Source organism: Clostridioides sp. LIBA-6822 (genome assembly GCF_056688955.1).
Genome location: NZ_CP196995.1, coordinates 2,170,057 through 2,196,398 on the forward strand (window position 1 = coordinate 2,170,057; position 26,342 = coordinate 2,196,398).

25 protein-coding genes, 1 pseudogene, 2 riboswitches and 1 other annotated feature are annotated in these 26,342 nt (G+C 25.6%); of the genes and pseudogenes, 6 read left to right on the forward strand and 20 right to left on the reverse strand.

Going from position 1 to position 26,342, the window contains the following annotated elements:
- Positions 1-306: 306 nt before the first annotated feature.
- Positions 307-396, forward strand: a riboswitch (cyclic di-GMP riboswitch).
- 52 nt (positions 397-448) lie between these two features.
- Positions 449-625 carry a hypothetical protein gene (locus ACTG48_RS10420; RefSeq protein ID WP_044213485.1) on the forward strand — a complete coding sequence of 59 codons (177 nt, stop codon included), beginning with the start codon at positions 449-451 and terminating at the stop codon, positions 623-625.
- Positions 626-739: 114 nt separating this feature from the next.
- Here the strand turns inward: ACTG48_RS10420 and ACTG48_RS10425 are convergent, their stop codons facing one another.
- On the reverse strand, positions 740-1,009 hold the full coding sequence (locus ACTG48_RS10425; protein ID WP_479918766.1) for a winged helix-turn-helix transcriptional regulator: 270 nt from the start codon (positions 1,007-1,009) through the stop codon (positions 740-742).
- 552 nt (positions 1,010-1,561) lie between these two features.
- On the opposite strand from ACTG48_RS10425, the gene ACTG48_RS10430 reads away from it, so the two are divergent.
- Positions 1,562-2,173, forward strand: coding sequence for an NUDIX hydrolase (locus ACTG48_RS10430; RefSeq protein WP_021384775.1), 612 nt, complete (start codon positions 1,562-1,564; stop codon positions 2,171-2,173).
- A 317-nt stretch (positions 2,174-2,490) separates the two neighbouring features.
- A complete protein-coding gene (locus ACTG48_RS10435; protein ID WP_021384764.1) occupies positions 2,491-2,829 on the forward strand; it encodes a DUF3784 domain-containing protein in 339 nt (112 codons plus the stop codon).
- A 254-nt stretch (positions 2,830-3,083) separates the two neighbouring features.
- Here the strand turns inward: ACTG48_RS10435 and miaB are convergent, their stop codons facing one another.
- From miaB to ACTG48_RS10465, 6 genes are all read right to left on the reverse strand, one after another.
- Positions 3,084-4,520, reverse strand: a complete 1,437-nt coding sequence (gene miaB / locus ACTG48_RS10440) for a tRNA (N6-isopentenyl adenosine(37)-C2)-methylthiotransferase MiaB (RefSeq protein ID WP_479918767.1) — start codon at positions 4,518-4,520, stop codon at positions 3,084-3,086.
- Positions 4,521-4,771: 251 nt separating this feature from the next.
- Entirely contained in the window at positions 4,772-6,211 is a 1,440-nt protein-coding gene (locus ACTG48_RS10445; RefSeq protein ID WP_479916809.1) for a cell wall-binding repeat-containing protein, read from the reverse strand.
- Positions 6,212-7,058: 847 nt separating this feature from the next.
- A complete protein-coding gene (locus ACTG48_RS10450) occupies positions 7,059-7,610 on the reverse strand; it encodes a tryptophan transporter (protein ID WP_479916810.1) in 552 nt (183 codons plus the stop codon).
- Between the two features lie 149 nt (positions 7,611-7,759).
- Positions 7,760-8,023, reverse strand: a binding site (T-box leader).
- Positions 8,024-8,146: 123 nt separating this feature from the next.
- Entirely contained in the window at positions 8,147-8,749 is a 603-nt protein-coding gene (locus tag ACTG48_RS10455; RefSeq protein WP_021384783.1) for a TetR/AcrR family transcriptional regulator, read from the reverse strand.
- Between the two features lie 153 nt (positions 8,750-8,902).
- Positions 8,903-9,301 carry a hypothetical protein gene (locus ACTG48_RS10460; protein ID WP_021384779.1) on the reverse strand — a complete coding sequence of 133 codons (399 nt, stop codon included), beginning with the start codon at positions 9,299-9,301 and terminating at the stop codon, positions 8,903-8,905.
- A gap of 348 nt (positions 9,302-9,649) precedes the next feature.
- Positions 9,650-10,138 (reverse strand): SH3 domain-containing protein, encoded by a 489-nt coding sequence (locus tag ACTG48_RS10465; protein WP_021384781.1) that lies wholly within the window; start codon positions 10,136-10,138, stop codon positions 9,650-9,652.
- Between the two features lie 84 nt (positions 10,139-10,222).
- Positions 10,223-10,316: riboswitch (cyclic di-GMP riboswitch) on the reverse strand.
- Between the two features lie 515 nt (positions 10,317-10,831).
- Between ACTG48_RS10465 and ACTG48_RS10470 the strand changes: the two genes are divergently transcribed.
- From ACTG48_RS10470 to ACTG48_RS10480, 3 genes are all read left to right on the forward strand, one after another.
- A complete protein-coding gene (locus ACTG48_RS10470) occupies positions 10,832-13,162 on the forward strand; it encodes an FtsX-like permease family protein (protein ID WP_479916811.1) in 2,331 nt (776 codons plus the stop codon).
- Positions 13,163-13,172: 10 nt separating this feature from the next.
- Positions 13,173-13,934, forward strand: coding sequence for an ABC transporter ATP-binding protein (locus ACTG48_RS10475; RefSeq protein WP_479916812.1), 762 nt, complete (start codon positions 13,173-13,175; stop codon positions 13,932-13,934).
- Between the two features lie 102 nt (positions 13,935-14,036).
- Positions 14,037-14,879 (forward strand): NTF2-like N-terminal transpeptidase domain-containing protein, encoded by an 843-nt coding sequence (locus ACTG48_RS10480; protein ID WP_021384785.1) that lies wholly within the window; start codon positions 14,037-14,039, stop codon positions 14,877-14,879.
- 410 nt (positions 14,880-15,289) lie between these two features.
- Here the strand turns inward: ACTG48_RS10480 and ACTG48_RS10485 are convergent, their stop codons facing one another.
- The 13 genes and pseudogenes from ACTG48_RS10485 to ACTG48_RS10545 form a co-directional block, all read right to left on the reverse strand.
- Positions 15,290-15,454: a hypothetical protein gene (locus ACTG48_RS10485; RefSeq protein WP_003424195.1), complete on the reverse strand. Its 165-nt coding sequence runs from the start codon at positions 15,452-15,454 to the stop codon at positions 15,290-15,292.
- A 322-nt stretch (positions 15,455-15,776) separates the two neighbouring features.
- Positions 15,777-16,109, reverse strand: a complete 333-nt coding sequence (locus ACTG48_RS10490) for a carboxymuconolactone decarboxylase family protein (RefSeq protein ID WP_021384788.1) — start codon at positions 16,107-16,109, stop codon at positions 15,777-15,779.
- A 262-nt stretch (positions 16,110-16,371) separates the two neighbouring features.
- A complete protein-coding gene (locus ACTG48_RS10495; protein WP_479916813.1) occupies positions 16,372-17,013 on the reverse strand; it encodes an SdpI family protein in 642 nt (213 codons plus the stop codon).
- A complete protein-coding gene (locus ACTG48_RS10500) occupies positions 16,994-17,293 on the reverse strand; it encodes an autorepressor SdpR family transcription factor (protein ID WP_479916814.1) in 300 nt (99 codons plus the stop codon). Before ACTG48_RS10500 ends, ACTG48_RS10495 begins: the two co-directional genes overlap by 20 nt.
- Before the next feature lie 255 nt (positions 17,294-17,548).
- On the reverse strand, positions 17,549-17,683 hold the full coding sequence (locus tag ACTG48_RS10505; RefSeq protein ID WP_021384793.1) for a hypothetical protein: 135 nt from the start codon (positions 17,681-17,683) through the stop codon (positions 17,549-17,551).
- Positions 17,684-17,887: 204 nt separating this feature from the next.
- Positions 17,888-18,640, reverse strand: a complete 753-nt coding sequence (locus ACTG48_RS10510) for a sulfite exporter TauE/SafE family protein (RefSeq protein ID WP_479916815.1) — start codon at positions 18,638-18,640, stop codon at positions 17,888-17,890.
- Positions 18,641-19,073: 433 nt separating this feature from the next.
- Complete coding sequence (locus tag ACTG48_RS10515; protein ID WP_479916816.1) at positions 19,074-20,837, reverse strand: Eco47II family restriction endonuclease; 1,764 nt, start codon at positions 20,835-20,837, stop codon at positions 19,074-19,076.
- A gap of 159 nt (positions 20,838-20,996) precedes the next feature.
- Positions 20,997-21,795: pseudogene (locus ACTG48_RS10520) on the reverse strand (N-acetylmuramoyl-L-alanine amidase).
- Complete coding sequence (locus ACTG48_RS10525; RefSeq protein ID WP_479916817.1) at positions 21,795-22,061, reverse strand: hypothetical protein; 267 nt, start codon at positions 22,059-22,061, stop codon at positions 21,795-21,797. The pseudogene ACTG48_RS10520 and the gene ACTG48_RS10525 overlap by 1 nt, the downstream one beginning before the upstream one ends.
- Positions 22,062-22,070: 9 nt before the next feature.
- The gene (locus ACTG48_RS10530; protein WP_479916818.1) at positions 22,071-22,709 is read right to left on the reverse strand and encodes a hypothetical protein; all 639 of its coding nucleotides are present in this window, start codon (positions 22,707-22,709) and stop codon (positions 22,071-22,073) included.
- On the reverse strand, positions 22,706-23,818 hold the full coding sequence (locus ACTG48_RS10535; RefSeq protein WP_479916819.1) for a hypothetical protein: 1,113 nt from the start codon (positions 23,816-23,818) through the stop codon (positions 22,706-22,708). Before ACTG48_RS10535 ends, ACTG48_RS10530 begins: the two co-directional genes overlap by 4 nt.
- A 39-nt stretch (positions 23,819-23,857) precedes the next feature.
- Entirely contained in the window at positions 23,858-26,167 is a 2,310-nt protein-coding gene (locus ACTG48_RS10540) for a hypothetical protein (protein WP_479916820.1), read from the reverse strand.
- On the reverse strand, positions 26,154-26,330 hold the full coding sequence (locus tag ACTG48_RS10545; protein WP_021384774.1) for a hypothetical protein: 177 nt from the start codon (positions 26,328-26,330) through the stop codon (positions 26,154-26,156). Before ACTG48_RS10545 ends, ACTG48_RS10540 begins: the two co-directional genes overlap by 14 nt.
- Positions 26,331-26,342 lie beyond the last annotated feature (12 nt).

Here is a 26,342-nt window from a genome sequence, read left to right on the forward strand (position 1 = left end):
CTATACATACTTATCATAATTTATTGGAATTTGATTAAATTTTAAAGTTTATATGTAAAAAATATACTTTTATAATGATTTTTTTTATTTTATTAAACATTTAACTTTGTTCAGTTTTATTTCACTGTCTTAAATTAATTCAATCTAATTTAATAATAAAAATATATTACTCTAATTTGTCTATATAATATAATTATTTTACCTAATTTATTTTTGAAAAATAAATTATTTTTTTTAATTTTTAAATTTTTTAATATGTATATTGAAAAATAAAACGTTTTCCTATATGATTGTAATTGTAGAATAAAACTAAATAGGCAAAACTAGAGAAATTTAGTGACGCAAAGCTATAGGGACTAAGGCTTATAAAACAAGTTATGTCAGCCAGTTGCCAAAAAGATATTTTCTTTTTGTTTTTATGAAAGTTTTTTAGGGGGATAAATGATATATGTTTATAGATAAAAAAGATAGATGTACGCATATACTAACTGCATATATATGCAGTTCATACGATTACTGCAATTTTATAGATACACAATTAAATGACTTTATACTAGAATATGGAGAGAACGTGGTAGAATCTTGTTTGCATCAAGTGATGGTATTGGTAAGCAGATATAATTAAAGAAATTTTATTTTCTAGAAAACCCTTTTTAGTTTTATCTACGTTTTATAATACATTAAAGAACTAATTAAAATAAGCTTTATTATCTATTTTTCATGAAGTAAACAGTTGAGTTTATCTCATATACTGTTTACCCCAATTACATAATTCTAATAATATCGATTCCAATGATTTACCACGTTTAGTAGACAAATATTCAACTTTTGGAGGAATAGTCGGATAAGAAATCCTCTTAATAAGTCCATCTCTTTCAAGATACTTTAATTCTTGTGACAGTATCTTATGACTTATATGAACAACTTCTTTTTTTAATTGACTGTAACATATTGGCTCTTGTTTTAAAATATGCCATAAAATAATTGCCCTCCATTTACTTCCTATCACAGTCATGGTAAAACCAATTTAACAATTAAAATCTTTTTGTCTTTCTTCAATATTTTAGAAATTCTTTAAAATTATTATCTATATCCATCCCAATCCTCTCTTTCAAAATGGTAAGTATCTAACTAAAAAGTGCATTCCTGTTTAACATACTAATTCTCAATATAATCTTGCTTATAGTATAGAGACTTACATAATAACAAAAAAACGCAAAGGCAAGATGTCAATAAAAGTAATTATTTCAGATAATAAACCAGTTGAAATAAAAACAATTGGAAAAGCTGTAATTACATTCTCAACAAACATAGAAGTTGAATCATAGGCTTCTTCTAAGTAACATTCCGAACTTTTTAATTCTAATTAATACTAATTTAATAACAAACTAATTTATATACAATCAAATTAATTTTTTTATTATTTGTTAATATATATTTATCATTATATTATATAATAATATAGATAGTTACTATATCTTAAATTAGATAAATCATAATTATATATTATTGTCAAAACTCAATTATATAATTTTTAATAATATTATTTTAGGAGGAAAAAATGATAAACGATATTAAAAATAAGTTCAAAGATTACAAACCATATATAAATGGATATAAAAATATGAAAAGAGCATCTGTTTTAATTCCAATAGTAGAAATAAATAACATACATCATATATTATTTGAAGTTCGCTCAAAGAATTTAAAGCATCAACCTAATGAGATTTCTTTTCCTGGTGGCAAAATAGAATCCAATGAAACTCCATATAATGCTGCTATCAGAGAAACTTGTGAAGAACTAGGCACTTTTAGTGACAATATAGAAATCATATCTAGTCTAGACCTACTTATAACACCTGTAAAATTTATAATACATCCTTATTTAGGATATATAAAAAACATTAACAATTTAAATATAAATAAAGATGAAGTTGACCATACTTTTTTGGTGCCTATAAAATATCTTTTAGAAAATCCTCCAAATACTTATAATAATACTGTAAAAGTTTTTCCTGATGAAAATCTACCTTATGGATCAATTCCAAATCAAAAAGATTATAAATTTGAAAGCGGGAGTTATCCTATTCTATTCTATAAATATAAAGATTATGTAATCTGGGGTATGACAGCAAAAATACTAGAAAATTTTTTGAACTTCTTATCAGAATAATACTTGTAAACAAACATTAAAATTTTTAGATAATAAGGTTTAAATTTTTCTAAATTTAAAATGTGATAATTATAGGAAATATAGAAAGTTATATTTTATAATGTTTTTTCTACTTGATTATTGTTAAATTATTATTACATAATATTCAATACAATTTCAAGGTAAATACTAAGTGTTATTATCACACTATAGATAAACTATAGCATAATAATATATCTAATAGGGCTAAGATATGAAATAAATGACTTTAATGTATGTTTATGGTAAAATATAATAAATTAGTAAACTGTAAGTTAAAGTATATGGAGGTGCTTATAATGTTTGCAGTAGGATTCATAGTTATATTGGCAATTGCCACTTTCATCTTAAGTATATTATTATTTAATGGAAAAGCCAGTATGCTACTGGCAGGTTATAATACTATGAGCGATAAAGAAAAAGCTCGATATGATAAAAAAAAATTATGTAGGAGTTCTAGTATTGTTATTTTTATTGTATCTATAATGTTATTTATTATGGCGTTTTTTGGTTATAGAGTAGAAAGCGGACAAATGGATGAAAAAAACATGCTTCCATTTGCTGTGATATTTATAATAGTTATACTTGCTAGTGTGCTTTTCAATATCTATTATTCTAATAAGAAATGTAAAAAATAATGATTAGTAATTTGAGCAGTTAATCGTGAAAGATTAACTGCTTTTTATATCTATTATATAATAGATATAGCTATATAGAACTTATCAAAATAAAATAAAAATAGATGTACAATGAATTTACATCCTATATCAAATTTATTTATAATAAAAACTGAAATTAACATATATGATCTATGTTTTTAAAATTTGATATATTTTGTTTTATAGTACATCTATTTTAATTAGTTTACATAATTTTATTATTTTATACAGTATTAATTATTCACTAGTACACCATTTAATGAAAAGGTTCTAGGTTCAGTGATTTTAACCATAACTAATTTTCCAATTAAATCATCATTTCCACCTTCAAAATTTACAAGTTTATTTTGTCTTGTTCTACCAGCAAATTTATTTTCATTATTCTTACTTCTTCCTTCAACTAAAACTTCAACTATTCTATTTTTATATTCATTATTTATATCTGCTGAAATCCTATTTACAGCTTCTAATACTCTATTAAATCTTTCATGTTTTATTTCTTCTGGTATTTGATTTTCCATTTTAGCAGCAGGAGTTCCCTGTCTTTTGGAATAAATAAATGTAAAAGCTGAATCATATTTAACTTTTTCAATTACATCTAAAGTATCCAGTAAATCTTCTTCTGTTTCTCCTGGAAAACCTATCATTAAATCTGTTGAAAACGCAATGTCTGGTACTTCTTTTTTAGCCTTTTCTATTATTTCTAAATAATATTCCTTCGTATAATGTCTATTCATTTTTTTCAAAAGACTACTACTTCCACATTGTATTGGTAAGTGTAAAAATTCACATACCTTATCGCAATCCCTAATTGCATATATTACTTCATCAGATATATCTTTTGGATGAGATGTCATAAATCTAACTCTTTCAATTCCTTCTATCTCATTTACTTTTCTTAAAAGTTCTGAAAATGTAACTGGATTTTCAAGTGTCTTACCATAAGAATCGACATTTTGTCCAAGTAAAGTTATTTCTTTTGTTCCATTTGCTACAAGCTCTTTTATCTCATCAATTATATCTTCAGGTGTTCTACTTCTTTCTCTACCTCTTGTATATGGAACTATACAGTACGTACAGAAATTATTGCATCCATACATTATATTTACAAACGCTTTTAGTTCAAATTTTCTATTACTTCTAAGACCTTCTATTACCTCTCCATCCACATCCCAAACATCTACTAACATTTTGTCAGAATTCATTGATTCTGTAAGTAGTTGTGGAAATTTATATAGATTATGTGTTCCAAATATAAGGTCTACATGTTTGTATTTTTTTCTTAATTCTTCCACAACATGTGGTTGTTGCATCATGCATCCACATACGGCTATTTTCATATTTGGATTTTTTCCTTTTAGATGCTTTAGTTGACCTAAGTTTCCATATACTTTTAGCTCTGCATTTTCTCTAACTGCACATGTGTTATATATTATTAAATCACTTTCTTCAGCCATCATTGACATTTGGTATCCCATTTCTTCTAGCATCGAACATAATTTTTCTGAATCATGTTCATTCATTTGGCATCCAAAGGTTTGAGTAAACACGAGTTTTCTCTTTCCAGTTCTGTTGAAGTATTCTTCATTTTGTCTGTGTATTTGTTCTATATATTTATCTTGTTCTTGTATTTTCTCTATAGGTATTGTTACTTGTTTTCTTTTGCTCACTTCTATTCCTCCTAGTTAATTTCTTATATTACACATAACCTTAATTATATCAAATAAGAAAAATCTTTTAAAGATATTATTATTTTTCTATGTATGTTTTAATGATAAATTTAATAATTTAAATATAGTATGTTTCTAAAAAATAAAAATAGATATTCTTTATCATAACAATAAAAAAGATGTTTTAAATTTTAATTTAAAACACCTTTCTTATATTAAAATACACAATTTATTATTGAAGATAATAAATTCTATTCATTCTCAATTAAATAACAATTATTTAGTATTAAATATTGACCTTCCTCAACTGTTATATATCTATTCCCAGAGAAAGCATCATTAGTAACTATTCCATCCAAATCACCTAAGCTATTATCTCTAACTTCATAATATGCATCAGAAGAATTTGAAACTACAGTATATTCTCCAGCAGAAATTTCTAGTCCAATTTTATACATACCATTTCCAAACTTACCATTCTTAGCTTTTTGAACCTTAGCATACTTTGCTAATATCATTGTTGAATCTTCAATTTTAATATACTGTCCATTCTCTAAAGTTATGTATCTAGTTCCACTAAAAATATCATTTGAAAGTATACTATCAGCATTTCCTGTACTATCACTTGTAACTTCATAATAAGAAGCATAACTTCCTGAATTTGAAGTTATTAAATATTCACCTGCTGATATATCTTTCCCAACCTTATACATGCCAGCCTTTATGGTCTTTGTAGTTGGCTTAGCATCATCTTTTACGATGCCAGTATTAGTATCTCCAATTCCATTTGTTACATTTAGACACTGCTGAATTATAGTTGAATTTATGTATCCTATAGAAGTTATCTTTTTAGCATTCTTTAAGACGCTTTTATTACTGCCATTATCAACTAATACCATTGGACTATTTTTTGATAAAGAAGAGCCTACAAGAGCATTTGTTAATTCATATGCTCCAGCTACATAAAATTCTTTAGCATCCTTGTAAAATTTATTTATTATTGCTTTATTAGTTTCAAATCGAGTACTTCCTCCCAATCTAGTAGATTTAGTATTATTTACTAAAGTAGTACTCATTGAAGATGTTCCACCTATTGCATAAGATTTCAAACCAGTAGTTGAAAAAGGTATGCTTCTTCCATTAGTAAGAATTATTGGTGCCTTATCTCTTGTTGCTACAGAGGCAATACTTATAGCATCAGCTTCTCCTTTATATGCATTTGTCAACATAACAGTATCAACTTTTTTTATTGAGTTTATTTCTTTTGCAACATTATAACTTGTTTTTATTCTGTCACTTCCCTGTATTCTTACAACTTTTAGATTTTTAGATTTTAATGAATTTTCGACAGTTGTACTAATAGAGTATGTTCCTCCAATTATATAAACTTTTGATACATTTTTTAATCTTGTAGATGTTTCAGTTGGTATAGTATTTTTTTCAGTTAATAGTATAGGTGCATTTAAAGCTCCTGCTAATCCACTTGCACTTAAACCATCTGCGATAGAATTATTAGTATTAATTAGTATAGCAGTCTTATATGCATTTTCATCTGCTACATTACCTGCAATTTCATACTTATTTTTTCCTTGTATCTTTTCTACAGATGATATTGCATTTACTAGTTGAATATTTGCAAATGCAAAAGAAATACTCAAAGTCAATGTTAACATTCTTTTATAGAATTTCATAATAGAATTATCCCCCTCATAATAAATTTTTAATATGTGAATACATTCTCTTAATTAGGTTATGTACTTAACAAACTTATATAAAATCATAAACTATAGTAGATTGTATTACTAATAATTACAAATGCAATTATTCATTTAAATATAATTGTATTTACATTTATATTAAAAATCAACTAGATTTATATAAATACTTATAATTATATTTTTATTCTTAATATTTTTTTTATTATGTTATTTTAATAGATTTATTTTTCTTTTTTAAGTATATAGATACATTTCTCAAAATATTCTATTTCTATTATAGTTACACGTATTTAATTCAGCTAGAGTCTCATTTAAAATTAGAACCTTAAATTCTACATTAAAACTATATTTCATATATATTGTTTTAAAAACTTTAACTAAACTTTATTTTATACCATGAATTATGTATTTTTTCTTAATCAAATTTAAGCAAGTTTTTCACAAAAAATATGTTTTTTGCTATATTTTTTAGAACTATATAAATGTAAATATATACAAATTTAATTAAGTGGAGATTTTAGTATACTCTAAGAGCTGACAAATCAGAGAAGATTAATGCACAAATTTATCTTGAAAAAGTAAATTTAAATAAATTTTATATTTAATAGCTATAAATGAGATACATATAAGAATATTGACATAGGTATGATAATTTATCCATTAAGTTGAAGTTATATTACTATTATATAAATATTTTATTAAAAGCAAAAATATTTAATGCTAAATCTTTAAAAAAAATAAGAATAGAGTAGTTATAATCTACCCTGTTCTTATTTTTTTAATTATTATAATAGTTATAAAGTAAAGTATTATTTCATATTTAAGCTTGATAACTAACTCTTCTTATTGATAGACTAACAATCTTGAATAAAAATATTCCTGCAACTAAATTTATTAAAACAGCTGGTAATACTACTGCTAAAAATAAAGCTGTGAATGAAGCACCTGGAAGACCAACTATAGCTTGAGCTGCTAATAAAAAAATTGTTCCACTTACAAGTGTTCCTACTGGCATTATTATTGCAACTACTATAATATCTTGTGTCTTCTTAGCTAACTTTTTTATAAAAGGCATTTTATAACTAATGTTCATTAATAAAAATACTATATTTGCTGTAAGAGTTTTATCTATTACATTAGGAATTTGACCTCCTGGGAAACTTGATGTAAGTGCTGTAAATATTCCAGTTACTATACCTGCTATTAAACAAGTTTTATAATCATCTCTATTTAAAACCAATATTACAAATAACATTGCTAGTGGTATATCTGGTTTCATTGGTAATCCTATAGCTGGTGTAATTTGATGTATCAATAATCCCATCGCTAAAAGTATTGCATTTAAAGTTAGTTTTTTTGTATTTGTTTTCATTTTTGTAGTTCCTCCTATTTTTTTTATTTTCAATTTATTTTTTTGCCAATTTACTATATCATCATCTTTAGCTTTGGAAATTCATAACATCTTTTTCACCACCTTCTATATTTTAAGTTTTCAGTAAAATAAAAAACTCCGTCCTAATCTAATAGGACGGAGATTATCCGCGTTGCCACCTAAATTATATAAAAATTAATATAAAATCAAATTTTTATATATCTCATTATCAGGTACTTACATACCTTATTCGCTGTAACGTGCGACTGACGATAAAGTCTACTCTCAAAACTATGATTTCAATTTACTCCTCTAAGGGCCATTCATCAAATTTTTTCTTGCTAAGATTCCACCATCCTCAGCTCTCTATACTGAACCTAAATTCAACTACTCTTCCTTGTCATAGGATTTAATTTACTTTATTAAATTTTGTCGTTGAAATAATAATATTATTTTTTCTAAAAAATGTCAATATATTTTTATAAATTTAAAAATATATTTTGTAATCTATTTTTTCTAAAACATAGTAAATTAAGTTATGTATTTCTTTTTAAATCCAAAATTCTATAAACAATTCCTTTAATAGTCTGTTTTTTTTGCTCGAATTCTTCCTCTGTTAATTCAGTTAATGAATCTTGATGTAATATTGAAAATGATGAATAGAGAACAGCATTTGCAAGTTCTAAGTCTGTTTCAATCGCAGAACTCCCAATCTCACCTTTATCACGCATAGAGTTTATATATTTTGCTATATGAGGAACTAAACTCTTTAAAGTTAATTGATTAAGTGCAATTTGCATACTCCAATGAAATTTACCTGATTTGAATATTTTATATTTTGAAATACTTTTTTGTAATAACTCGAATACTGCATCAATTTTTAGGTTATTTGCTACACAATCATCATATAAAATATCAGAAAAGCTTTGTTCATATTGTGCTAAAAACAACTTTATTACTTCATTAAATATTTCATCCTTTGATTTAAAATAGTGATAAAACATGCCAACTTCTCCACCAACACTATCTAAAATCATTCTTATAGAGGTGTTCTCATATCCATACTCTAAAAACAACTTAAGTGCATTATCAATAAGTTCATCTCGTTTACCACCATTTAATATTCGTTTTCGTGCCATTTTTGTATCTCCTTTTAAACAGCATATTATTCCGTTCAAATTATATCATGCTATTAAATAAACATCAATAATTAACAAAACGTTGTTCTTTAAATTACCATCTAATTAATAATAAAATCACATAAAACAACTATATAATTTTCATTGTTGTATTTAATAAAATTTCTTCTTCTTTCTTTTAATAAATATTAATATAACTAAAACTATAACAACAAACATAACTATTATTGACAGTACCAATTTTGATAAAATATTATATCTCCTTATACCTCGACTTTTGTGTCTATTTAGAATTCCATGTCCATAAGTTTTAGTTCTTGTAGTCCTTTTTTTTAATTTCACTCTACTTTTACTAGATTTACTACGTTTGTGTCTACTTTTAGATTTAATAGTTTTAAACCTAGTATTATTAGATTGATAACTCTCTTGTGTTGAAGAAATGTATACACTAGAATCAGTAATAACTTCTGCCTCAACTTGTAATGGATTTATAATGCTGATTATAAGTAAAAAAGATATAATTACTCCAATCAACTTTTTCTTTTTTTTCATATTTTCCCCCTCATAAAAACTTATATCTAGTTTATTATAGTATATATTAAAGTAAAAATTACAAAATTTTTCAAATTTCTTATATGTTTTCTTATCTTTAATATATTTTTATTCTGTAAAGTTTCTCTTTTGTTAAAATTCTTTAAATTAATAGTAAATTATGATACTTAGTACACAAAATACAAATTAAATCTACTTTCAACTAAATTTTCCATTTATAATTAAGATAGCTTAATTAATTTATTCTGTTTAGTATTAAATGATGATTTTTACAAAAGAAAAAGAATCCTATGATTAGGATTCTTTTTCTGAGATTTATTAGTGTATTTAAAGCTTACTAGTATCCAATTATGATAAACTTAAACATTCTTCTATATACTGGTTATATACATATCCAGAATATCTTTTTCCACTTTTATCAATATTCACTCTTGCCCATTTCCCAACACTATAACATACTTCAACTTTAAAACCATCAGGAATTGTAGTTATAATTCTAGAGTCTAATGTTCTGTCATTTCTAAGTTCTAAACTTAGACCATTTGTTCTTATATTTCCTACATAATTCTTTTTTCTATCTTTTACCATGTTGTTACTATTGTTTTTAACATTGTTTAATTTTTCTAAATATTTATAAAGTAACCATCCTTTGTCATAATTACTTTCAACTTCTGCCCATATTCCATCAACACATTTTAGCTTGACAATTTTACCTTCTGGTATACTTTTCAACTTCATACTATTTATGTCTGGTCTTTCTCTTAAATTTAATTTAATTTTAGTCTTAAAATTGATGCTAGATTCGCCAAAATTTTTTAACATTAATTCAGATATCATCTTAAGCCCTCCTCTTGCCAAATATTAAGTTATTAAAAATATATACTTTCAACAAATACTTTTAACAAAAAGAATCATTATCTTTTTGGCAACTGGCTGACATGACCTTTATTACATAAAGATTTTAGTCCCTATAGCTTTGCGTCATTAGATTTATCTAATATTGCCTATATCTGAATAATAACATAATTTGAACAATTTAAAAATAATATTACCTCAAATTTTATATTAATTAAATATAAATTAAATTTTTAATTAATAATAAGCAAAAAATACCTTTATATTTATTAATTTAATTATTATTCTTCATAATTCATCTAAAAAATAGTAATTTATCTATGATACTATTACTTTTAACAAATCTTTTTTAATAAATATTAATACATAAAAATAATCAATAATTTTTTATATACTTAATTAATATTAAAAATTATTGATTAGTAAAAAACTAAAAATAAAATATATTAATTATATTCTTTTTTAAAATTCTTACTAATTTCTTTAGGGTATATTTTGTATAAACACTTTATCATAAGAAGTTTATATTTTACTTTTTTAATAACTTGACAAAATAGTAATATTATTATATTATGGTTATAGACCGACGGTCAGTTTAATTTTTATATATCTATGACTAATATAAAATAAATCTAAAATATTCAATACAAAATTTTTAAGAAATGAGGATTATTTATGCTTAAGAGAATATTATTAAAAGATTTAACTCGAAACAAAGTGATAACAATTACTCTATTTATTTTTATTTTGCTTGCATCAATGCTGGTATCTAGTGCAACGAGCATCATTATAGAACTAACTCATTCCATGACTTCTTTGTTTCAAAAATCCCATGCGCCTCATTATGTTCAAATGTATTCTGGCAAATTAAATCAAGAAGAAATTGACAAGTTTTCAGCTAAAACTCCATATGTAAAAAAGCAACAAACTACTGAACTTTTAAATATAAATGGAGCTAATATTTTTTTAGGAAATAAAGGAGAAAATCAGGCTAATAGTGTACTAGAAAATAGCTTTACAAAACAAAATGATAAATTTGACTTTCTATTAGATATGGAGAATCAAATAATGCAAATACAAGATGGGGAAATAGGAGTTCCTGTATACTATATGAAACAATGCAATTTAAAAATTGGAGATAAAATAAAAATTATTAAGGGTAGTTTCTTTATGGAATTTACAATAAAAGATTTTATACGTGATGCACAGATGAACCCTTCTCTTGTTACTTCAAAGCGTTTTTTAATCAGTGATAATGATTGGGGCACTTTAAAAGCTACTATAGGGGAAAGCGAATATCTAATTGAATTTCTATTAAATGATATAAATAAAATTAGTGAGTTTGAAACACTATATCAATCAACTAAGCTCCCACAAACAGGTACATCAATAACTTATTCCACTTATAAACTACTAAATGCTTTGTCTGACGGAATTGTAATTGCTATTGTCATCTTAATTAGCATTCTTCTTATTACAATTTCTATTTTATGCTTACGATTTACTTTAATTACAACGATTGAAGAAGACTACAGAGAAATTGGTGTTATGAAAGCCATTGGTATTCAAAATAGTAACATCCAAAAACTATATTTGATAAAATACGTATTAATTTCATCTTTTGCAAGTTTTCTTGGCTATATATTGTCGTTATTCATAGGAGTTTTTTTTACAAAAAATATTTATATTTATATGGGAACAGTAGATAAAGATATCTTTAGTATTCTTATTCCATTTATAAGTTCAGTTCTTGTATTTGTAGCTATTGTATTCTTTTGTAAACTTATACTTAAAAGATTCAAAAAAATATCAGCAGTTAATGCATTAAGAAATAATCATTCTACAAACTCTGTAATACATGGATATAGCTTACAGCTATACAAAACCAAAATGACAAATGCCAATATATTTCTAGGGTTAAATGAAGTAGTAAGAAAATTTACTGTCTATGGATTGCTTTGTTTTGTCTACATGATTTGTATTTTCCTCATGATTGTACCACTTAATTTTCTAAATACTATTCAATCACCTGAATTTATTACTTATATGGGCGCTGGTAAGAGTGATATTCGTATTGATTTATCACAGACAAATCAAACCCAACATCTTTTTAATTCTATATTACAAAAAATTAACGATGACAATGATGTTGAAAAATATGAATCCTTTACAACAAGTTCATATAAAATAAAAAATAAAAATGGCAAAGTAGAAAATATGAAAATAGAAAATGGAAACTTTAAAACTTTCCCACTTACATATGTAAAAGGTTCTGCACCAACAAAAGAAAATGAAATTGCACTATCTGTTATAAATGCAAATGAACTAGAAAAAAGTATTGGAGATAATTTATCTATTTTCTCAAAAGGTAAAGAGTTAACTCTTACTGTTAGTGGCATATATCAAGACATTACACATGGTGGTAAGACTGCAAAAGCTATGTTACCATCTAACAAAGATAATGTTTTATGGCATGTCATAAATTTAAATTTAAAACCTGGAGTCAATGTAGCAGATAAATTAGAACAATACAGTATTGGTTATTACCCTGCTAAAGTTACAGATATAAATAATTATATAAGTCAGACATTAAGCTCTATTATCAACCAGTTAAGACTTGTTATAAAATTAGCTGTTGTCATATCTATTGTAATTTCTTCACTAATTACAGCAATGTTTTTTAAGATGCTCATTGCCAAAGATACACCACAAACAGCAACTATGCTTAGTTTAGGATTTTCTACTAAAGATATACGTATTCAATATATTACTAGAGCTTTATTAGTACTTATAATCGGAGTTATTTTAGGAATTATTATGGCAAATACACTTGGACAAAAAATATCTGGTTTACTACTTTCTGGTATCTCAAACCTTCAATTTATAGTAAATCCATTAATTGTATATATACTTTGTCCATCAGCTTTAATTCTCACAGTATTAATTACAATTATAGTAATTAATAGAGCAATCAATAAAATAAAAATTATGTCTATTATAGAGTAAGGGGTATGTTATGAATAATATTATAGAAGCTAAAAAAATTATTAAAGAGTATACTATTGCTAAAGGAAATATGCAGCAAGTTTTAAAAGGAATAGATTTATCAATTCAATATGGAGAATTTATATCTATTATGGGTGCTTCTGGGTCTGGTAAATCAACATTACTGCATAACATAAGTGGAATGGATAAATTAACATCTGGTATAGTCAATTTTTCAGGTGAAATGATTTCTAATATGTCCGAAGAAGCATTATCAAAACTTAGATTAAAAAATATGGGCTTTATATTTCAACAAAGTAATTTACTTAAAAACTTAAATATATTTGACAACATAATTCTCTCAGCTTACTTAAATAAAGAAGAAAGTCGTCAAATAATCAATGAACGAGCGACAAGGCTTATGGAAAAAATGAATATTTCGGAAATAAAAAATAAGGATATTACTCAGGTTTCGGGAGGGCAACTTCAAAGGGCTTCCATATGTCGTGCTTTAATTAACAACCCGAAAATTTTATTTGGAGACGAACCTACAGGTGCACTTAACTCCAAGCTAACAAATGAAGTAATGGATATTCTTATAGATATTAATAAATTAGGAACAACTATTATGCTTGTAACTCATGACGTCAAAGTAGCAGCAAAGACAGAACGAGTATTATTTATGTCTGATGGTATGATTGTTGGTGAAATTAAATTAGGAAAATTTAATAGTAATGATTTAAAAGAGAGAGAAAATAAACTAATAAGTTGGTTATCAGAGTTAGGTTTTTAATTTTATTAAACTATCTTCTTTATATACTTTAAAGCTGATGACTTATTCAATATTTGATGCTAAAATATAATTAATAAAATTTAATTATTAGGTGATTACATTATGAATATTACTAAAGGCATAACTTTACTCTTAACATTATCAATTGTAATATCTGTAGCAGGATGTTCTCAAAAAAATGCTAGTTATGTAGCAAAAAAATATATTGATAGAGTGAACTCTGGTGACTATGAAACAGCATATAGTTTACTAAGTAAAGATAGTAAGAAAGAAATTAGTCTAGAAAATTTTGAAGAATTTCAAGATATTTTAGTTAAAACAAATAGAGTAGTTAGTTATAAAGTAAGTAAAGAAAAAAATATAAAAAAATATAATTATGGTGGAAAAGAGTATAAAAATGTGGTTAAATTAGAAGAATCTTTTGAGATAAAAAATATTCTTCATAAAAGAAATGATTCTTTAAAAATTAATAGATATTTTATAGTTGAAAATAATAAATACAAACTCTTATTGCATGAAAGTTTCAAGAATGATTTTTCCATTAATAGTATGGCTCTTGCTCAACTTACACTTGAGGATTATAAACTGGAAACCATTAAAGAAGTTGAAACTCTACTGAAAAAATCAATTTCTATTAATCCTACTGATTCAGATCTTTATTATGCACAAGCATGCAACTATATGCGTTTTGATGGTTTTCCTGATTCTTCAGATGCAGTAGATAATGCTTTTGATTCAATTAATAACGCTTTAAAATATTTAGATAAAATAGATTCTGAATACAAAAAAAAGATGAGTGATATATATAACCTAAAAGGAGTTATACTTATGGCTAATAAAAGATTTGATGAAGCAAGACAATGTTTAAATAAATCGTTATACTTTAATAAAGATAACGAAGATCCGAAATCCAATCTAGAGTCACTAAAAAGTCATCTAGACTAACTATTTAGCTTTTTATTTATAGGAAACATTTCATATATGATTAAATATTAAATCATAATTTTTACAAAACTAATTACAATTTTAAATTATAAAAACTTATTGCTATATAAATATTAATCTATAACAATAAGTTTTTTATTTAAATAAAAACATGTAACTGTTAAGACTTAGTTATAAAAATTTAGTTTGGCAATCTTAATAATTTTTCAATTATATTATTAATAATATATTGACTAAATTTACATCACTAAATATAGATATTATTTGTTAAATACTCTACACTACATATCTAAAGTCATCTAAATTACATTACCTTTATAATATACAATCTAAACATTAGGATATCCTCTAAAACAATAAAAAAGAAGGTATAAAGAGCTACCCTCAAGCTCAATATACCTTATAAATATCTAAACTTCATTTTTCACTAATTTTTCTATATCTTTGATAATATGTTCTTTAGATTTTTTTCCAGCTATAGCATCAAAAATTGCAACAGCTTTTTTTTCTCCAAACTTTTCTGCTACATCATTAAAGTCTAGAAATCTAACACTTTCTTTTGGTTTACCAAACATATAACACCTCTCATATATTTTTATATATTTATTATAACTTCTATATGTTTATTTTTCACCAATAAACGTTAGACAAATTAGTGCCTTTATTTTTTTAGTCTGATTTTACTTTCAAAATTCTTAACAAAAACAGTTTATTCTACTCTATAAATAAAAATAGACAATTTAATTTGTAGGAAACTTGATAATAAAATACAGTAAACAAAACTTTGTTTGTAAAAGTTTTTTATTAAAATTTATGAGAATTATAAAAAATTAATAAAAGAATAAAATTTAATTCAATTTCAAACAACCTATTATCAATAAATTATTGTTATCAAAATTATATATTAAACTCTTCTAAAACCTTTATTGCAAACCTTGCATTTGGATATGTAATAGACCCACCACCAATTACACCTATTTTTATTGCTTCTATAATTTCATCCTTACTTGCCCCAGAGTTGATACACCCCTCAATATGATAACAAATACATTCATCACATCGACTTAAAATAGAAATAGCTAATCCCATTAATTCCTTATTTTTTTTGCTTATAGCTCCTTCTGAATAAGTCTTATCATCAAGACTTCCAAATACTCTAAAAAATTCATCTGTTTCATTTAATTTTTTATTGTAAAACTCTCTATATTCCTTCATTTCTTTAGTGTTCATGTCCTGCCTCCTATATTTATAAATGATTTCTTATAAGAGTATCACACTATACTTAGCCTTTCAATATTAAATCAAACCTTTTAATTTACATTCAATAGACTAATTTATATAGATTATCAAAAACTTTTAATAACCTACTACTATTTTTATTAAAGAATATTTTTTCAGAGCTAAAATAAGTGTATTAATAAATTTTTAATTATATATTTTAGCTCTGAAATGTATTCTATTTATCCAAATATTATAATAGGAATTGATTGTATTAGTTATTTCTAATTGAAGTTCTATATAGCAAATAAGAATATATAAATGGCAGTATTATAATTACAAAAATTACAAAGATATTATAAAGAGGAATGCTAATAAAAGCATTAATAATTAATAATATCCCACCAATAATCCAAATCCATCCAGCTAAACGATGTGTCTTATTCCAATTTTCTTCATCATTAAGAGCCCATGGTGAAATTATTCCCATAGAATAATTTCTCTTACATTTAGGAAGATAATTTCCAAATAAAATAACTACTATCCCCAAAATCAATCCTGTATAAAAATTAAAATCCAAACTAATTCCTGTTGAATACAAAACCATCATTATTTGTAAGATGACTGAAAGTATAGCAACTCCCCATTTTGATAAATTTTGCATAACATTTGAAAAATTAGCCTTTTTAGGTTCATTTTCAAGTCTAAACCATGTATATAAATGAACACATAGCATTAATAATGGTACTCCAAAAGCTGCTATAAACTTTGGAGCATAATTATCTGGATTCCCATAACTATCAAAATGAATTGCAACTTCATTTGGTAGTCTCTTATAAAAATATATTGATACAATAAATGGTATAAAACATATTAATGTAGATAAAATAAATTGCTTATTTATCGCTTTTTTCATTATCTTTTTCTCCCTTCTCCATAAATTGTGAAAACCAAAGCATAACCTCTTCAAAAACCGAAATATTTATTTCATAGAAAATAAAATTTTTATACTTTGTCTCAAATATGAGTCCTGCCTTTTTTAATTGAGATAGATGATAAGAAATTGTGGCATTTGTCATATTAAATTTTTCACTAATTTCTCCTGCTGACATTTTATTCCCCCTTAACATAAGTAATATTTCTCTTCTTACAGGGTCTGAAAGAGCTTTAAACGTTTCTGGAAAACCCAACACCATCACCTCTCTATTTAGAATTTCATCTAATTAGAATATATCATAACTATTATTATATTTCAACAACTATTTAGATTTTTTTCTAAATAGTTGTTTTAAATTCTTAAATAAAGTTTTTATTCTTTGTAAATAAGTTGATTTTACTCACATTTTATTTCTATTCAAATATCTTAATTTCAAAAAATAAAAGAGCTTAGAGATTAACTCTAAGCCCTTTTACTTTATATCTTTCCTATATTTAAAATATAATGCATACGATTATGCAACGTATTCATATTTTGCTTTGTATTCTCTCATTGCATCATTCCAAGCTTCTTGTACTGTAACACCTTTTTTACTAGCAATTTTTTGTGCCAATTCAATTATCTTCATAGCTCTTCTTGATATATTCATAAATAACTCCTCCTACAAATTATTATATATTTCATACCCATAAAATCAAATTTATATTTTTTGATATACAACCTTTATATATACAATATTACAATTTATATGTGTATTACATATGAACTATATTAGAAGATAATTAGAACTTTCATAAAATTATTTGATATATTTTAATATAAAAACTCACAATTAATTATAAAAGTTAATCAATTAAAATAACGTTTGATATACCAATTTTGTAACCATAAACAATGCCATTGCTAAAAATATTGGTTTTATCATCTTTGAACCTTTTTTTATAGCAACTTTAGCACCTACATAAGCACCTATTATCATAACTAGTGCAAACACTATAGCAATCTTATAATATACTTGACCATTTATCATAAATAATAACAATGAAGTTATATTACTTGTTAAGTTTAATATTTTTGTATTTGCAGAAGCATGTAAAAAATCATATCCATATATTTTTATAAATCCAAAAGTTAAAAAAGTACCTGTCCCAGGTCCAAAAAAACCATCATAAAAACCCATTACCAAAGCCATAAGCATACCTAATCTTAGGTTTTTCTTATTAATACCTTCAAAATTAGCTTCTTGACCTAAGTTTTTAGAAATAAAGGTGTACATAGCTACTACTAAAATCATTATTACAACTAAAACATTTAATATATCTTCACTTATTGATAGTACACATCTTACACCTAAAATGCTACCAATAATAGTAAATGGGACTAATTTTTTTAAAAGTTCATTATTGGTTTTACCAGATTTTGAATATCTATAAGCACTACTTATACATCCTGCTGATGCAGCAAATTTATTTGTACCAATGGCAAGATGCACAGGAACTCCAATAGCCATGAGAACGGGCATACTTATAAGTCCGCCCCCTCCTGCTATAGAATCTACAAAGGCAGCTAAAAAACCACCTATACATAAAAAAATAATTGCAAACATAAAATTCCTCCACATATTCTATCTCAAATTTATTAACAACATATATCTTACATAACCTACAATCTTATTCTAAGTTATTTGTTTATTATTATTATTTTTTAACAAATGCTGGTATTCCAACGATTTATTAGTATTAGTTTGTTGTTTATGTTTTATTATACTTAATTTAAATTTTTCCTATTATTATTTTCGGTGGCAAGATGGTGGCAAGTTAAGTTTTGCTACCCTTATTTTTGAAACAAAAAAGATATAAAGAATTGTTTTTTATTCTCTATATCTTCCAAATACTTCTAATTAATTTTTATAAAAATATAATTCTTTTTTAATTATATTAATTAATTTATTTATTGTCATGTTGAAAATATAAAACAAATTTAACTAAATAATAAATACTTTTATTCAACAAATATACTTTTCTATTTCATATATAGGCTTATTCTAGATTTTTAAATCCTTCATATGACTTAAATGCTAACATATATAATGATTTTAGCATATCTGGATTTTTTAATCTTAACTCATCAATAACGGAGTCTTTCTCAACAGTTACAACTTTATTAGAAGCAATAATTTTCTCAATAGTATTTGGTAATTGCATACACATATTATAAAACGCATTTGAATCGCCTGTTACGATTTCATAAAATTTGTCTATTGAAACTCTTCTAATTCTTTCATCTTCTACATGTTTTTTATTAACAGAACATCCCCAAACAATATCCCTTGAAACTGGAGCTAATACTTCTACTAAGAAACATCTTTCATTTGGTGATTTCATGATTTTATTTTGCATTTCTATGTATGTTTTTTGAGATGATGACGAATTCATTGTATTATGTTTGTTCTTCATTTCAACATAAATTTTAGAGTTATCTTCCGTTGTTACTATTATATCCCAACCTTCATTTGGTACTTCGCAATTATCAATATATTTAAATATATTTTGATGAAAATAACCTATAGCATTAGTATTAGACTTATCACGTTGGCGATGAATTTCTAATTCAATAATTTCCTCAAAACTTTTTTTAAAAACATTCTTATCAAAAATAAGTTTTATAGGATCAATAATATTACTATTAAACTTATCTAAATTAATACTCTTAAGAGTATTATTATAACTTTCAATAGTTTTTGTCACATGACATTCAAAATCTTCTTCTGATATAAAGCTTAAATTATACATTTCTTCAACTCCCTCAAGTGTATTTATAATAGATATACCTATTTCTCTTGCAAGATTGCAAGGTACAGCATTTCCAATCTGTCTGTATTTAGCGCTTATTGATCCTTTAAATTCCCATTCATCTGGAAAAGATTGTATCCTAGCATTTTCTCGAATACTAAAAGGTCTAACTTCGCTTGGATGACATCTATCTGTCTGTTTCATTTGAGGAGTTGTTAAAACAGTAAGTGATGGTTCATCGAAACTAAGCCTTCTTAAAATCCCAGTTCTTCCTCCTCCCATATCCCAGCATGTCTTCATATATGATTTAGCTATTTCGGGATCTATATCTTTCCAATATCCACCTGGAGGAACTAAAGCAAAAACTTTTCTTTTTTGCTCGGAATAATTTGAACCTTCACTTTTTGGTACATCTTGAAGAATATCACGTAAAACTGGTTTATAGTTATATTTTCTAGGGAATTCAAAATTGGTTTTTTCTGCTAGATCATTTCTTATTCCTATTGTTATTAAGCGCTCTCTTTTCTGAGCAACACCATAATCCCACGCATTCATAACTCCATGAGTAGTTTTATAACCTTCATCTTCAAATATACCTAAAATTGTTTTATATGTTTCTCCTTTGTCATGAGTGAGTAATCCTTTAACATTTTCAAATAAAAATATTTTAGGTTGTAGTTTATGAAGAAATGTAGCATAATGATAAAACATTGTTCCTCTAGTATCTTCTAATCCTAATCTCTTACCTGCATAACTAAAACTTTGACAAGGTGCTCCTCCAGATAAGACATCAAGCTCACCTTTTTTCACCCCAAATTCTTTTTCTAAATCTCTACTTGAAACTACCTCAATATCTTCACATAAAACATTCCAGTTAGGTCTATTATATTTTAAAGTTTCAGCAGCATATTTATCAAATTCCACTAACCCAATATGCTCAAACCCAGCTTGCTCTAATCCAAGTGCTAATCCACCAGCTCCAGCGAAAAGTTCTATTGATTTATAAGCCACTTACTTTTCCTCCCTTTTCTCTAGAATATACATATTTTACAATTAAAAAATCTATACATTTAAATATGCCTAAGTACACATAAAAAATAAAGGTAATAAAACATATATTATTACCTTCACTTTTTATATTATTGTATGATTTTAACTCATTTTTGTCAACTATTTGTTTATAAAATCCAATGCTTTATAAAGTGTATCAAATCTATCACTACCTTTTATCAGGGTATAATTTTCTTTAGCCCTATAACTGATCTTCTTACATGCTCCACCACCAACAACATATAAATTTTCTGTCTTACCTGGTATGTAATCTTTTATATCATATATTAGTATTTTCTTATGTACACATCCATCCACAGTTGCAGGTATTTTGTCAACTACTCTATCATAAACGATTGTATGTTTGTACATGATTTTTCCCTCACCATTCTCTTTATTATCCTATTATCTTATTTAAAATACCTTCTGCTATTAATTTAACACCTATCTCTTTGCGTCTAATATAATAGTATGTATCTACTTTACTATCTACAAAACATACTTCTATTAATCTTGCTGCTGCTTTTGTGTGCTTAAGCCAGTAAAACCCTCTTACATCTGATTTTTGACCTCTATTTTTGAATATTGTTGCTAATTTATTGTTGACTCTGTCATCATACATCTTATCATTATTAGTTTTATATATTGTTTCTGTATCCATCAGATTTAATGTTATTTTATTTGCATTGAAATTAATTTATACTACTAGGTCTATATTTTGCTTATTAGCTATTGACACTGTTCTGCTAAGTAGTTATTAGATTTGTCTACTTTTCCAGTATATACAGTAGCTCCACCTTGTTTCAACCATTTAATAATTAAATCAGTTACTCTTCTGTTTTCTTTTCCTTCATCTATATACACCTATCCCCCCAACTGTTCCTGTTAGTGTATGTCCTATTACTATTGCTACTTTCATCATTTATCACCTTCTTTCTGTAACATAACTTTTATATCTGTTACATCTTCTTTTATTACTTCTACGTCAGTTTTCATAGTTCCCATTTCAACAAGTATGTTTTTATTTATTTCTTGTTGTTGTGTAGATAGCTCAATGAAGTTTTCTACAGTCTTTTTGTACATATCTCTATCTTCTTTTTTCTCTTGCATAGTATTCTTAAATAAAAGGGCACATAATATTCCTATTGCTCCCAAGCTACTTAACTCTGTTACTAGTTGTTCCATAGTGACCTCCTATTCTACTTGATATAAATTCAATAGTGTTATTTTAACTTCAGTTCCTTCTGTATTAATTACGCTTCCTTTTGATATACTTTGAGTATTAAAAAATTCAACCCTATAATACTGATATTTATTACTACAAGTTATTTCTATAAAATCAGCATCTGAAAAATCATACTTAGAAATATCATTTTTCCATTTACAAAATAAATCTGGACTACAACCTTCACAACTATATATTTCTATAAAATCTATACTATTATTTGAACCTAATACCTTAAATTTAAATGGAACTTGTGCAGTATCTTGATTTGATATTGTTGTTCGAAAGTGCATTTTAATAGCCCATATCTTTATATCTTTATCTAGTTTTATTTGGATCCATTGACTTGTATTTTTACTTAAACCAGTTAAGTTTAAATCATCTTCTAAAGTTTCTGTAAATGCCTTATATGTTCCCCATGTATTTTGACTTGCATTGACTTCAAATGGTTCTGGCTTATTATTGGCTGTCATAAAAGGATTGTACTTTTCATTATGTTTTGTTTCTGTCATCTTGGAATAAATCTCATTAGTGCCAAGTAAAATCTTATTTATGTTTTGATTTCCCAAAAACACATTGTTTACATTTTGATTTCCAGTTTTTATCATAATATTATGTCCTCTTTGATTATATATAAAGTTGTATTCTCTTTATCTATTATTCCATCATACTCAGCTTGTGTTCCAGTCCAAAATTTTAATCCTGTTATTGCATTTGAACTTAAGTCTGGCTTATTAGTTAAATTATTATAATCTCCGTTAAATTCTGATTTTGAATTCCAATTATCTACTTTTTCTTGTGTAATCTCATCTAGTATTTTTTTATTCTCATGAATATGATTCTGTGAAGTATCTATATCTGAACTTGTTATATACCCTACATCATTTTCAAAATCGGATACTTTAGTTGGCTTATTTGTTAAACTATTGTAATTACCATCAAAGTTTGTTTTAGCATCCCAACTTATCACTTTATCCTGTGTAATTCCATCTAAAACTACCTTATTTGTATGAACATGATTTTGTGAACTATCTATGTCTGAACTTGTTATATACCCTACATCATTTTCAAAATCAGATACTTTAGTTGGTCTATTAATTAAGCTATTATAATCTCCATCAAATATCTCCAGCGCTACACGTTCATCTACTTTTGTAACTAACTCTGCTATATCATCTACTAGATTCTCCTTAGCAATATTAATATCTTGAGTCATCAAATCTACAGAACTATCAATCTTACTATTTAAGGTACTTATATTAGTATTTATATCTTCTATTAAATTATCTTTAGTGTCGTTTATATCCTTTATTGAATTTGTAATATCAATAATTGCTTTACCTAATACATCCCATTGAGGAGTTGATTCTATAGCATTATCTTTGTCTAATGATTCTTCGACTTGTATTTTCATCTGAAAAGTAGTTACTATCTCTTGATTTTTTCTAAATTGAAATTCTACCTTAATTAATCCAGGCAATGCAAGAATATTGTTATCTAAAATAGCCTTTACAATGTTACCATTTATAATACAATTCTTTTGAATTAGTACTTTATCATTCTGAAAAAACGCTAATGCTGTATATCCCTCTAAATCTACCTCTTTGCCATCTTCAACCAATCTTATTGAAAAGGGGATTAGATTGTCAAATTGTTTATATATTGGCACAGAATATACTTTCGTATTTAAATCAACTGTATAAGTTTTATCTCTCATTTCTTTACTCACCTACCTTTATTTTAAAACAAATAAAAATTACTCAATCCACCAACTTATAATATCTATCGTTATATATAAAGCTATACCTTTTAGATTTTCAACAAAAAACTTTATATAACCGTCTTGAATGTTGTAAGGACAAGTCAAAATCACATTATATCGTATTGTAGCTTTATTTGTTATATCATTAAATTCTAAAGATTTTTTATACATATATTTGGAAGAATCATCTTTTGGACAACATCCTATGCCAACTGTCATAGGAAATACACCAGAACTAGAAGTGTAATATTGCATATTAAAAATAATTTTTACAGTTTTATATGCTGATAATTCAAGTATGTCTGAATAAATTTCACTAATACCACTCCCATAAATACTGTCTTTAACTCTATAAACAGTTCCTTGTTCTGTTTCTACAGTTTTTACAAAATCAAAATAGGCTGAACGAAATGCCAAGAATCCTTTACTAGAATCACTTATTCCATCTTTGGCAAAGAATTTCGCTTCTTTGGCAGGGTTTGGTGGTTTAGTACTTCCGCCACTATCTTCACCACCACCAGAATCGCCACCAGAATCACCTTCTAGTAGTATTCTCTTTTTAATTCCTGCGTTTTCATAATATAATTTATCTTTTTCAAAAGATATTTTTCCATTTACAGTATCTATAAAACAAGAATTTCCATTATTTCCAAATTTAAATACCTCGTATTCCGGATAACCACTTTGATAAAGTCCGAAAGAATTTTCTCTAATACATAAATAATTTTCAGAGTCCCTCTTGTATCTTAATGCATCTCCAATACCTTCTTCATATTGGGCTGTAGCATCAATAGAGCAATCAATGCCTCGTTCCTCATTTACAAATAAATGAATAATTGGATTATCTGTACTTGATTTTAACTTATCAACAGATAAAGTATCTGTTATTATATTGCTACCATTTATTCTAGTTTCTCCCTCATCTTCAAGAGAATTGAAAGTAACATATCCTTCTAAATCAATATTTATTGCAGACATCTCTATCTTTTCTGCTGATTGGTTAATAGTTGATACTATGTACTCACCATCTATTTTTTTAGTTACTTCCATGACTATTTTTTCAGTGTCAATTACAATCTTTGATACTGCTTCATCAACTGTACTTTGTACTATAGCTTCTATACTACCAGACAATATTTCAAACTTAGATTCTAAAGTTTCTTGTTTATCTGTAATTTCTTTTACATAGAGTTCTATACTTTCATTTGTTTGAATAAAGCCACTCTCAAGTTTTTTTAAATTACTATCAAGCCTTTGTATAGTCCTTGATGCACTTCTTACTTCCTCTTTATCTATCTTTGCTTTAACTGTAGAGCTAAGGCCACCATTGTAATTTATCTTATTATCACTTATAAATGTAGCCTGTGGTATATCATCTTTATCATAGATAATTAATTTATCACCTACATCAAGTCCAAAATCACCCTGCCAATCCATACTAAAACCAGTATAAACAAAATTCTTGTATTTATTTAAAATGCTTTGTGCAACTTTTCTTATCTCACTTTCATTATTGTAATCAAGTAATAAAATACTTAATTGTAATCCATTTTCAAAAGGGTCTCCAGCAACTACTCCATTTATATCAACAAAATTTATTTGATTAGATTCACTACCTATAGTTACATCAAACCAATTATTACCTGTGATTTGCACATTTGTTTCTATTAAGTCTAAAAATTCTATTTCACCATATTTAACAATCAAAAAAGACCCTGCAATGACTGCACAGTCCATCAAAACTTGTCTATATGTAGCTTCATCTGAATTTGGTTTATATTCTATAAGTAAGTCATTATTATTGAATCTACGTTTTACTATCTTGTCACTTAATTTTAGATTTAAAATGTTCGCTATATCTACAACTATATCATAAACTGTTGCTGGAAATCCTATATTTGGTTTGTAGGCTTTATCAGTTAATATAAGGGTATCATAACATTCAAGTTTTATTATTTTTCCACTTAACTCTGTTTCAAATATATAGTATTTTCCAAAGTAAATTTCTTCTATTCTTGATTGATATTCATTTATTGCTATTTCTATACAAAAATACAGGTCAAACCATTTATTTTTAAATTTATAGTCTTTAAATTTGTTAGAATAGTTATTTATTTCTATGTTTACTGATGTAGCTATTCCTCCACCAAGTCCAAACTTCTCATTATTTAAAATAGATTCTTCTATATTTATAGATATTATATCTTCATCAGTATATTTTTCATCATTTATTATAATTTTAGAACTTATAATCCTTGAACTTTCCAAGATTGCTTTTTTATATTCTTGACTAGTTTCTTTCATTATTATCACATTCTTCAAACTCAGCTAATTTTTCTTGTAGTTCAATAATATAAGTATCTTTTTCATCATTAATAGCTTTTTGTATGATTAAATCGTTTTGAAGTTTTACAACCTCATTTAAAGCCTTTTGATAAAGTAATCTGTCACTTATTTTTATATCCATGAATATACCTCC

Bases quoted from the DNA above. Each gene is read 5' to 3' on its own strand.
- ACTG48_RS10485 (WP_003424195.1), bottom strand. From the start codon at position 15,454: ATGTTTGGTAAACCAAAAGAAAGTGTTAGATTTCTAGACTTTAATGAT.
- ACTG48_RS10475 (WP_479916812.1), top strand. From the start codon at position 13,173: ATGAATAATATTATAGAAGCTAAAAAAATTATTAAAGAGTATACTATT.
- ACTG48_RS10535 (WP_479916819.1), bottom strand. From the start codon at position 23,818: ATGAGAGATAAAACTTATACAGTTGATTTAAATACGAAAGTATATTCT.
- ACTG48_RS10540 (WP_479916820.1), bottom strand. From the start codon at position 26,167: ATGAAAGAAACTAGTCAAGAATATAAAAAAGCAATCTTGGAAAGTTCA.
- ACTG48_RS10470 (WP_479916811.1), top strand. From the start codon at position 10,832: ATGCTTAAGAGAATATTATTAAAAGATTTAACTCGAAACAAAGTGATA.
- ACTG48_RS10465 (WP_021384781.1), bottom strand. From the start codon at position 10,138: ATGATATCTGAATTAATGTTAAAAAATTTTGGCGAATCTAGCATCAAT.
- ACTG48_RS10525 (WP_479916817.1), bottom strand. From the start codon at position 22,061: ATGGAACAACTAGTAACAGAGTTAAGTAGCTTGGGAGCAATAGGAATA.
- ACTG48_RS10435 (WP_021384764.1), top strand. From the start codon at position 2,491: ATGTTTGCAGTAGGATTCATAGTTATATTGGCAATTGCCACTTTCATC.
- ACTG48_RS10505 (WP_021384793.1), bottom strand. From the start codon at position 17,683: ATGAATATATCAAGAAGAGCTATGAAGATAATTGAATTGGCACAAAAA.
- ACTG48_RS10530 (WP_479916818.1), bottom strand. From the start codon at position 22,709: ATGATAAAAACTGGAAATCAAAATGTAAACAATGTGTTTTTGGGAAAT.
- ACTG48_RS10445 (WP_479916809.1), bottom strand. From the start codon at position 6,211: ATGAAATTCTATAAAAGAATGTTAACATTGACTTTGAGTATTTCTTTT.
- ACTG48_RS10490 (WP_021384788.1), bottom strand. From the start codon at position 16,109: ATGAACACTAAAGAAATGAAGGAATATAGAGAGTTTTACAATAAAAAA.
- ACTG48_RS10460 (WP_021384779.1), bottom strand. From the start codon at position 9,301: ATGAAAAAAAAGAAAAAGTTGATTGGAGTAATTATATCTTTTTTACTT.
- ACTG48_RS10430 (WP_021384775.1), top strand. From the start codon at position 1,562: ATGATAAACGATATTAAAAATAAGTTCAAAGATTACAAACCATATATA.
- ACTG48_RS10500 (WP_479916814.1), bottom strand. From the start codon at position 17,293: ATGGTGTTGGGTTTTCCAGAAACGTTTAAAGCTCTTTCAGACCCTGTA.
- ACTG48_RS10455 (WP_021384783.1), bottom strand. From the start codon at position 8,749: ATGGCACGAAAACGAATATTAAATGGTGGTAAACGAGATGAACTTATT.
- ACTG48_RS10480 (WP_021384785.1), top strand. From the start codon at position 14,037: ATGAATATTACTAAAGGCATAACTTTACTCTTAACATTATCAATTGTA.
- ACTG48_RS10495 (WP_479916813.1), bottom strand. From the start codon at position 17,013: ATGAAAAAAGCGATAAATAAGCAATTTATTTTATCTACATTAATATGT.
- ACTG48_RS10450 (WP_479916810.1), bottom strand. From the start codon at position 7,610: ATGAAAACAAATACAAAAAAACTAACTTTAAATGCAATACTTTTAGCG.
- ACTG48_RS10510 (WP_479916815.1), bottom strand. From the start codon at position 18,640: ATGTTTGCAATTATTTTTTTATGTATAGGTGGTTTTTTAGCTGCCTTT.
- ACTG48_RS10545 (WP_021384774.1), bottom strand. From the start codon at position 26,330: ATGGATATAAAAATAAGTGACAGATTACTTTATCAAAAGGCTTTAAAT.
- ACTG48_RS10420 (WP_044213485.1), top strand. From the start codon at position 449: ATGTTTATAGATAAAAAAGATAGATGTACGCATATACTAACTGCATAT.